Raw genomic sequence first — 6,830 nt, 5'->3', positions numbered from 1 at the left:
CGCGGATAAAGCTGCTTGATGAAGCCTTCTTTAGCGAGTTGCTCCAGCGGGGCCGGATCGTAAAACGTCTTCGCGTCCGCGCCCTTGGCTTTGGGATTTCTCGCGGCGATCTCGTCGAGCGCGGTTTCGACCTCGTTCGCGCCGACCGTCGGCACGTCGCGGATGTATCCCAGAACATAGGTGCGGAAAGCGCTCTCGAGCAGTTTTGTGTCGGCCGTCCGGGTGTATTGGCCCAGCGTCTTGACCGTGAAGTCGGGATTGGTCTTGGCGAACTTGATTCCTTCCAGCGTCGCCTTGAGAAAGCGGTTGAGCGTCAGCGACTGGTTCTTGATGAAGGCGTCGGTCGCGACGAGCGCGGTGCCCGGATAGCGGTAGTTGATATTGGCGAGATTCAACATCTCCTTGAAGCCCAGCTCCTTGGCTTTTTCCAGCGTCGGCGAAGAAAGCAGCGCGCCTTTGATGAGGCCCTGCTGCATGAATAAAAGGTTCTCGGGCACGCCGCCGGTCTGGATCATTTTGATGTCCTTCGCCGGATCGATGCCCCATTCGCCGATCGCTTTGCGCAGCCCCAAGTCCGTCAGCGAGCCGAAACGGCTCACGCCGAAAGTCTTGCCTTTCAGATCCTGCGGACCGGCGATGTCCGGAGTGACGACCAGGCTCATCGGGATCACGTTGATCACGTTGCCGATGATCTTGACTTCCGAACCCGCGAGGCGTGAGAGAATCGCTGCCGCGCCGGAGCCCTGCACGACCTGGGCGTCGCCTGAAATCAGCGTCGTAATCGCCTGCGACCCTGCGACGTAAATCAAGTTGACGTCGAGACCGTATTTTTTGTAAATGCCGGCATCTCTGGGAATCCAGGTCGAAACCGACGCGCCCGAGATCGAAGAATAGACGACGTTGAGCCGCTCGAGGTCCGCCGTCGCGGCGGCGGACGTTCCGGCAAAAAGCGCAAGAAGTAAAAAAAATATCGCAAATCGGCTCATTGAAACTAAAACCTACTCGTCAGTCCAGGACGTTATCAAGCATGCGGGTTGAATGTCCAGCCGTATTCTAGTAGCCTCGGGGCTCGTTTGCTTCTGTGATGCAGTCATCGATTGCCTTCATTGCGCTGCTTTCGGTTCCGCCGTGGTTTTTGTCCGGTTGTGGGATAACGTCCCCGCATTCTCAAGCACGACCCGCCGAGAAGCCGGAAACCAAAACAGCCACCGGCGACGCTCCTGTCCCAGCTCAACCACAGCCGACGCAACTCCAGCCTCAGCCCGAAAGAGATGGCGCTGCGGTCGTCGTTCCGCCGCCGAAGGTCAAAGCCGACGAGCCCAAGCCGGCAGCGCGCGGAGATGAGAAGAAAGCGCCGGTTGAGAAACCCAAGCCGGAGGAACCGCCGCCGACCGCGCTGCAGGAAGTCCCCGGACCCGAGGCGGACGACCAGTTGCTGGGTTTATTGCAGAAAGAACTGGACCAAGCGATGCAGCAGCCGGCCGGGATGCGGAAGATCCAGTTTTCCATGTCGCTGGTCGAAAACGACCGCGTACTCTACTTTTGCAATTACTTCAGCGGGAGATTGAAAGGATGGTTCGAGCGCGCGCTCGCCCGCTCCGGCAGATACATCCCGATGATGGCCGCCACGCTGCAGGAAGCGGGCTTGCCCCAAGATCTCGTCTATCTATCTCTCATCGAGAGCGGCTTCTCCACCGCGGCCGTCTCCAAGGCCAAAGCCGTCGGCCCGTGGCAATTTATCCGGGCGACGGGACTCCGCTACGGTCTCCGGATCGACAGTTGGGTCGACGAGCGCAGAGATCCCGTCAAATCGACGCGCGCTGCGGCGGCCTACCTCAAAGACCTGCACGAGCAGTTCGGCGAGTGGTTCCTGGCCGCGGCGGCTTACAACGCCGGCGAACGCAAGGTGGAAAAAGCGATCCAGAAATCGCAGACCAATGATTTCTGGCTTTTAAGTCAGAAAACGACCCTGAAGCAGGAGACGCGGAACTACGTGCCGAAGTTTATCGCCGCGGCCCTGATCGCCGGCGCTCCCGAGAAGTACGGCTTTGGCGATCTCACCTACGACGCGCCCATCGAATACGAGGAAGTCGTCACCCATCGACCGATCTCGCTGACGACCGTCGCAGTCTTCACGGGCACCACGGCGGCTAAAATCAAAGAGCTGAACCCCGCGCTCCTGCGCAACGTCACCCCGCCGAGCGAAACGGGTTTCAGCCTGCGAGTACCGGCGGGAGCCGGACAGAGTTTCACCCAGGCGTACGCGGCGCGCTTCGACTCGACCGGCGTCAAAGTGATCACGCACACGGTGAAAAAAGGCGAGACGCTGGCCTCGATCGCGAAACGCTATCAACAACGGGCAAGCCAGATTACAGATGTGAACGAGTTGAAGACCCCTCAACTCCGCATCGGCCAACAACTGCTGATCGTTCAGGACGGCGCGCAAACGACAAATTCTCGGCAGCCGGTGCAGGGCCGAGCCCCGGCCCCGGCAAAAAAAACCAAGACGAAATAGTTGCGGAAAGCTATTTCCGTGCAGTGATGGGAACGTAGGGGCGCTTGTCGGTTCCCCGGTAGAGCTGGCGCGGGCGGGCGATCTTATTCTTCTGTTCCGGGTCGAGCAGCATCTCTTCCCAGTGGGCGATCCAGCCGATCGTGCGCGCGATCGCGAACAGCACCGGGAACATGTCGATCTGCAGCCCCATCGATTGATAGATGAGGCCGGAGTAGAAATCGACGTTGGGGTAGAGCTTGCGCTTGATGAAATAATCGTCTTCCAAGGCGATCCGCTCCAGTTCGAGCGCGATGTCCAGCAGGGGGTTGCGCCCTTTGACCTCGAAGACGTCGTAAGCCACTTTCTTGATGATCTTCGCCCGCGGATCGTAGTTCTTGTAAACCCGATGGCCGAAGCCCATGAGCCGGCCCTCGCCCGCTTTGACCCTTTGGATGAAGGCCGGGACTTTGTCCTTGTGGCCGATCTCGTTCAGCATCTTTAAAACCTGCTCGTTGGCGCCGCCGTGGAGCGGTCCATAAAGCGCCGCCGCCGCCGCCGCTACGGAGCAATAGGGGTCCGACTGGGCGCTGCCGACGCCGCGCATCACGTTCGTGCTGATGTTCTGCTCGTGGTCGGCATGGAGAATGAACAAAACGTCGAGGGCGCGCTCCAGCACCGGATGCGGCCGGTACTTTAGCTCGGTCATCTTGAACAGCATGTTGAGGAAATTCCCCGTGTAGCTCAAGTCGTTGTCGGGATAGGCGTAGGGCATCCCGATACTGTGGCGATAGGCGAACCCGGCGATCGTCGGCATCTTGGCAACCAGCCGGTAGGTCTGCTTCTTGCGGGATTCCGCGTCGAAAATATTTTTCGCGTCGGTGTAGAAGGTCGAGAGCGCGCCGACCGTGCTCACGAGCATGCCCATCGGATGGGCGTCGTGGTGAAAGCCGTCGATGAACTTCTTGATGTTTTCGTGGAGGATCGAGTGATGCGTGATGTTGTAGGTCCAGTCGTCGAGCTGCGACTTGGTCGGGAGCTCGCCGTGCAGCACCAGATAAGCCGTCTCGAGGTAGGTGCTCTTCTCCGCCAGCTCCTCGATCGGATAGCCGCGATAGCGCAGGATGCCGCGGTCGCCGTCGATGTAAGTGATCTTGCTCTGGCACGCGGCGGTGTTCATGAAGCCGGGGTCATAGCTGGCCAGGCCGAAATCCTCTTCGGAGACTTTTATCTGGCGCAGATCGGTCGCGTTGATCGCGCCGTCATGAACCGGGATTTCATACTTCCGTCCCGTCCGGTTATCGAGAATGGTGAGAGTGCTGGATGCCATGTTACCCGCCTTTGTGGACCGCGCCCGCGGCCAACACTGGGTACCTCCTTTTTAGAACATCCTTGAGTGCCGGTCAACTCCGCTGAACACTCTCCGGACGAAGAATCCAAATCAAGCTCCACGCGCCGCCGGCGCGCGACAGGCAAGCCATCGTCGCCGGCGCGAAATCGACGGCGGTGCTTTCGCTGTCGCCCGTGAGGAGCAGCGCGGCGAGCCGGTTGATATGCGGCAAGTGCCCGACCAGCATCAAAGATTCTGAGGACGCCTCGATCTCGACTTTGGCGATCAGAGGATCGTCTTCGGGCGAAAGCCCCGAGATCTCCCGAATTCCCCGCGCGGGAGAAAGGATCCCGGCCAGAATCTCGGCCGTCTCTTTCGCCCGGAGCTTCTCGGAGTGCAGGATCTTCTCGATCCCCACCTTCTTCGCCGCCGCCGCGCGCGCGACCGTTGCCACGGCAGCCCGGCCGCCATCGGTCAAAGAGCGGCGCGGGTCCTCGTTTTCGTGCTTGGCCTCGCCGTGCCGGACAAGAAAAATTTTCATGAGAAAGCTCTGTTGCAATTACAATGCGATGCTATAGTATCCGGACGGTAATTTTCAATCTTTGCCGGCGCCTTATTTACTATCGTGGTCGAATTCAAGAACGTCGACAAGTGGTTCGGGACGCTTCACGTTCTCAAGGAGATCAATCTCCGGGTCGAGCGGGGCGAAGTCGTCGTGGTTTGCGGTCCGAGCGGCAGCGGCAAAAGTACGCTGATCCGCTGCATCAACGGCCTCGAATCGGTCCAGTCCGGAGAGATCGTCGTGGACGGGAAGCGCCTCTCCGGACCGTCGCTGGACGTCCGGGCACTCAGGGCCGAGATCGGCTTCGTCTTCCAACAGTTCAATCTTTATCCTCACCTGAGCGTCATGGACAACATCACGCTCGGGCCGGTCAAGGTGAGAAAGCTCGCCCGTGAAGCCGCGGAAAAGAGCGCGGCGCAACTGTTGGAGCGCGTGGGAATCCCCGACAAAGCCGGCGCTTTTCCCGCCAATCTCTCCGGCGGCCAGCAGCAGCGCGTCGCCATCGCGCGGGCGCTGGCCATGCAGCCGAAGATCATGCTCTTCGACGAGCCGACCTCGGCGCTTGACCCCGAGATGATCAACGAGGTGTTGGAGGTCATGACCGATCTCGCCCGCGACAGCATGACCATGGCCGTCGTGACTCACGAGATGGGCTTTGCCCGCCGCGTCGCCCGCCGGGTGATCTTCATGGACGAGGGTCGAATCGTCGAAGAGGGAGACCCCGAGAACTTTTTTGCCAAGCCAAAGTCCGAGCGGGCAAAACAATTTCTGAGCAAGATTCTCTCACATTGAGGAGGTTATCATGAAACGACTGCTCATCTCTTGTCTCGCGCTTGCCGCCGCGGCGTTGAGTGCGGGCGCGGCTCGGGCCGAAACCACGCTGGAAAAAATCGCGCGCACCGGAACGCTCACCATCGGCACTCGAACCGGCTCGCCGCCCTTCGCCTACGTCGATAAGCAGAATCAATGGGTGGGCTTCTCCATCGATCTCGTGGAAAAGTTCATCGTGCCCGCGTTGTCCAAGAAAGTCGGCAAGCCGGTCAAAGTCGAAAAGAAAGAATCCACGCCGGCCACGCGAATTCCACTGCTCACCTCGAACGCCGTCGATGTGATCGCCGAGACCATGACGGACACCAAAGAGCGGCGGGAGAGCGTCGACTTCAGCCTGACATTTTTCTACACCGGCGCGCAGTTTCTGGTTAAAAAAGGCAGCCCGATCACCGGCATCGATACGGTCGCCGGCAAACGCGTCGCGGCGCAGCAGGGCGCGACCAACGCGCGCATCCTCAGAGAAAAAGTACCCACGGTCCAGTTGCGCGAGTTCCCCGACCAGCCGGCCGCGTTTCAGGCGCTGGCGCAAGGCCAGGTACAAGCCTACACCAACGACGGCATTCAGCTCGCCGGGCTCAAAGCCAAGGCGCCCAATCCCAACGACTGGGCGATCGTAGGCGCTTTTTACTCCAACGAGCCTTACGGCATGGCGATGCGGAAAAACGAGCCCGACTTTCGCAATCTCGTCAACCAAGGCCTGGCCGAGGCGATCGAGTCGGGAAAATATTTCGAGCTCTATGAAAAATATTTCGGACCGAAGGGCGAAGTGCCCTACCCCCTGACGAGTGAGGCCAAGCGGCTCCTGCAAGCCGCCGCCGCTGAATTTCGTAAAACGCCGGGAGGCGCTTTGGGCTCGCCCGGAAAATAATGAACTACCGGTTCGACTGGAGCGTCTTGTGGAGCGGTCAATCGGGAGCTTGGCTGCTCCACGGAGTTCTCACGACGCTCGCCATGTCCGCACTTGCCTGGCTGCTGGCGCTGTTTTTGGGGATTCTTGCCGGCGCGCTCCGCACCGCGCCGCTGGCGCCGCTGCGCGCGCTGGCAACGGGCTACGTCGAATTCTTCCGTAACGTGCCGTTGCTCGTGTGGATGTTCTTCTGGTACTTCGCGGCTCCGCCGCTCCTGGCGGAAAATCTTCGCGACTGGCTCTTCGATCACGGGGCGGAATTTTGGGCCGGCACCATGGCCCTCGGCGTTTATCACGGCGCGCGATTTTCGGAGATGATCCGCGCCGGCATCCAATCGATTCCCAAGACGCAGTTCGAAGCCGCGCTTTCCACCGGGCTCAGCACGGGACAGGTCTATCGCCTCGTAGTTCTCCCGATCGCGCTGCGGCTTATCATCCCGCCGCTGACCAACGAGTCGCTCAACCTGCTCAAGAACTCTTCCGTCGCGCTCACCATCGGCGTAGCGGAGCTGACGTTCCAGACGCGCCAGATCGAAACTTACACCGCGAAGGCCTTCGAGGCGCTGACCGCCGGAACTCTTATCTATCTCGTCTTGTGCCTGACGATCGCCGCCGTCATGGCGCGCGTCGAACGGCGCTTCGCTATTCCGGGAATGATCGCCAGAGTCGGCGGCGCGGAACGGTAGAATGAGTTATTGCCTAACGACCG

Annotated in this window: 7 protein-coding genes; 4 read left to right on the top strand and 3 right to left on the bottom strand. The window is 60.2% G+C overall.

Annotated features, from left to right (window positions below; translation table 11 throughout):
• On the bottom strand, nt 1–986 hold a 986-nt coding region (locus tag VGL70_06000), incomplete at its 3' end, for an ABC transporter substrate-binding protein (GenBank protein HEY3303071.1).
• A 98-nt stretch (nt 987–1,084) separates the two neighbouring features.
• On the opposite strand from VGL70_06000, the gene VGL70_05995 reads away from it, so the two are divergent.
• Nucleotides 1,085–2,515 (top strand): transglycosylase SLT domain-containing protein, encoded by a 1,431-nt coding sequence (locus VGL70_05995; GenBank protein HEY3303070.1) that lies wholly within the window; start codon nt 1,085–1,087, stop codon nt 2,513–2,515.
• 10 nt (nt 2,516–2,525) lie between these two features.
• Here the strand turns inward: VGL70_05995 and VGL70_05990 are convergent, their stop codons facing one another.
• Entirely contained in the window at nt 2,526–3,821 is a 1,296-nt protein-coding gene (locus VGL70_05990; GenBank protein ID HEY3303069.1) for a citrate synthase, read from the bottom strand.
• 73 nt (nt 3,822–3,894) lie between these two features.
• Nucleotides 3,895–4,362: a phosphohistidine phosphatase SixA gene (gene sixA, locus VGL70_05985; GenBank protein ID HEY3303068.1), complete on the bottom strand. Its 468-nt coding sequence runs from the start codon at nt 4,360–4,362 to the stop codon at nt 3,895–3,897.
• Between the two features lie 84 nt (nt 4,363–4,446).
• On the opposite strand from sixA, the gene VGL70_05980 reads away from it, so the two are divergent.
• The 3 genes from VGL70_05980 to VGL70_05970 are packed head-to-tail and all read left to right on the top strand — an operon-like array spanning nt 4,447 to nt 6,807.
• Nucleotides 4,447–5,175 (top strand): amino acid ABC transporter ATP-binding protein, encoded by a 729-nt coding sequence (locus VGL70_05980; protein HEY3303067.1) that lies wholly within the window; start codon nt 4,447–4,449, stop codon nt 5,173–5,175.
• Between the two features lie 10 nt (nt 5,176–5,185).
• Entirely contained in the window at nt 5,186–6,082 is an 897-nt protein-coding gene (locus VGL70_05975) for a transporter substrate-binding domain-containing protein (protein ID HEY3303066.1), read from the top strand.
• Nucleotides 6,082–6,807 carry an amino acid ABC transporter permease gene (locus tag VGL70_05970; GenBank protein ID HEY3303065.1) on the top strand — a complete coding sequence of 242 codons (726 nt, stop codon included), beginning with the start codon at nt 6,082–6,084 and terminating at the stop codon, nt 6,805–6,807. Before VGL70_05975 ends, VGL70_05970 begins: the two co-directional genes overlap by 1 nt.
• The last annotated feature ends 23 nt before the right edge of the window (nt 6,808–6,830 follow it).

The sequence above is a fragment of the Candidatus Binatia bacterium genome (assembly GCA_036504975.1).
GTDB lineage: Bacteria > Desulfobacterota > Binatia > UBA9968 > UBA9968 > JAJPJQ01.
Note: the sequence above shows the minus strand (reverse complement) of the source record. Positions and strands in the feature narration are given on the sequence as shown.

Coding starts and splice junctions, on each gene's coding strand:
- VGL70_05975 (HEY3303066.1), top strand. CDS start 5,186: ATGAAACGACTGCTCATCTCTTGTCTCGCGCTTGCCGCCGCGGCGTTG.
- VGL70_05990 (HEY3303069.1), bottom strand. CDS start 3,821: ATGGCATCCAGCACTCTCACCATTCTCGATAACCGGACGGGACGGAAG.
- VGL70_05995 (HEY3303070.1), top strand. CDS start 1,085: ATGCAGTCATCGATTGCCTTCATTGCGCTGCTTTCGGTTCCGCCGTGG.
- sixA (HEY3303068.1), bottom strand. CDS start 4,362: ATGAAAATTTTTCTTGTCCGGCACGGCGAGGCCAAGCACGAAAACGAG.
- VGL70_05970 (HEY3303065.1), top strand. CDS start 6,082: ATGAACTACCGGTTCGACTGGAGCGTCTTGTGGAGCGGTCAATCGGGA.